We start from the raw sequence: 2,022 nt of genomic DNA on the forward strand, positions 1-2,022 counted from the left end.
CATAATAATGCATCTTTAAAGATGGGTTATAACTCGTTGAAGGCTGTACATTGTTATCGTCCTTGCAAATTTTACTTCTAAGAATTCTTGGATTCATGCAAATTTGAAGTGGAATTGAGTCTAAAATTACTTTCCTATTTTCACCATCAATCTGCTGAGCCACCCATTCAGAAATAGAATTTATATACCCACTTAACCTCCTTTTCCTACGATTATAATTTGATCTATCTATCAACTCGGAAAATATCATCAATAAATCATTGTTCAATTTTGAAAACATCCAATTTTCAGAATCCAAGCTAATAGTTTCAGCTAAAATGGATAGTGTAACTACTTCAATATCAGACCATTTTGGCTTATTCTTGTAAGTCTTAAAATTACCATCAGGTAATAAAAATTCATTCAAGGCCAACTTGACTATTGGCAATATTTTGTCGTAATTTGCTTTCAGGTTGTACATATTAAAGATTTGTCGTTATTTCTTTAAGTTACTGAATTTCAGTTATATGTACAACCTTTTTCTATTTATTTAAACCGCACAACGGGTTATTTTAGATTTATTCATTTAGGTAATGGTTTAGTTAATTGTGGCCAACGTTTTGCAGCTACAAGAAGTTGGCGATTTCGGAGACGAAAACTGTCTGCCACCACTGAACTTGATGCGAAGCACAAAGCTTCATTTAACCACTGAACCGCCAATTTCTTGTAGGTGCTGTTACCGCCTAGTGCTTTATTTCCATACCTTGTAAATTGACAGAATTTATTTTTATTTTCTTCACAGATATGCAAGTCATTAAGTTTTGGTCAAACAGAACTACATTGTTCCCTTTCGGATGTAATGAACTATTAAAACGAATACCGAAAGCACCTGTAAAAACTTTAATAAATTCACATATGAACTGCGTAGGTATATATTCTAATTCACTGTCATACCTCCGCATTGGCTTTGATAAATCACTACTAATTTTCTGTCTCAACAATTTAGCCTTTATAGTTTTGTTTATAGAACTAGAATTTGGTTGAAAAAGAGTAGTGTCTTCCGTAAAATCGACTAATTTAATTGATTCAAATTCAGGATTTAATTCAAAAGTTCCCACGCTCAACTCGTCTAAATAGGATGCTCTCACTTCATATAATATAGTTTCTGGATTATCGCTCAAATATAAAAAGGGTATTCCTGATGGATTAGCTCTTCCTCCGCTTGCAAACTCTTTCGGAGGACAAGCCATTTCTTCAGTTTTATATACTACCATACCACTTTGATGATGTAGTCTGGCACGGAATAAAGGTGTTTCTTTACTTAATTTGAATTGCGTGTTGAAAAATCCATCCCAACCGAGTTCTTCTAATCGTTCAATATTAATTACAAACCTATTTTTCCACTTTAACTCCTCTTTCAGAATTTCCCAATGATCATAATTTTCTATAATATCATCAGTGTATTCAACATTTATGTTTGATGAAATTACTTCTGTCTGTAAGTTTGGAAGAACATAATTCAGAATTTTGTTGGCTGAACCGTGGGAGCTAAAAAAACTCCAATTGGATTGAATTTTAGAACCTATTGGCATTCCATTTTCATCAATTTTGAAGTTATCTACTAACTCTTGAAAAAAATCAAATAACTCAGAGACGTCTAGAAGTGGTTGGTTTTTTGATTCGCAAACAGCACAGTCTCCAATTTCAGATGAAGAAGAAATAAACCCTTTAAGCTCTTTGTCAAAAAAACAATTTACACAAACCTTCATAAAACTACCTATTTCTTAAAAAATTACTTAAAACCAATAAATGATTCTTGATAGATAGTTTTTTTACCGTTCCTAAACCGGGATAATGTTCAGTGTCAAAATATGTTTCTAATTCAGCTATCGCTGAATTAGATAGACCATTCTGCCTGCAATAATTTACAGCCTTGGCTGCTGCTTCTGCAAACTTACCTTGAACATTGGCAATTGAGTCATTGGTTTCTGATGTGAAATGTCTAATCCATATTTCATTTTGAATATTTAAATACGTCAAATG

The 2,022-nt window shown here is 32.6% G+C and carries 3 protein-coding genes; all 3 read right to left on the reverse strand.

What is annotated here, in order from left to right:
• Positions 1-460 (reverse strand): transposase family protein (locus tag EGI31_RS14935; protein ID WP_510186414.1); only part of this gene is annotated, 460 nt, incomplete at its 3' end.
• Between the two features lie 262 nt (positions 461-722).
• Positions 723-1,748 carry an RES domain-containing protein gene (locus EGI31_RS14940; RefSeq protein WP_255037977.1) on the reverse strand — a complete coding sequence of 342 codons (1,026 nt, stop codon included), beginning with the start codon at positions 1,746-1,748 and terminating at the stop codon, positions 723-725.
• Between the two features lie 4 nt (positions 1,749-1,752).
• Positions 1,753-2,022 (reverse strand): sce7725 family protein (locus EGI31_RS14945; protein WP_255037978.1); only part of this gene is annotated, 270 nt, incomplete at its 5' end.

Origin of the sequence: Lacihabitans soyangensis, assembly GCF_024343775.1 — a bacterium.
Lineage (GTDB): Bacteria > Bacteroidota > Bacteroidia > Cytophagales > Spirosomataceae > Leadbetterella > Leadbetterella soyangensis.

What these genes read in the sequence shown, in the direction of transcription:
- EGI31_RS14940 (WP_255037977.1), bottom strand. Translation starts at nt 1,748, where the DNA reads ATGAAGGTTTGTGTAAATTGTTTTTTTGACAAAGAGCTTAAAGGGTTT.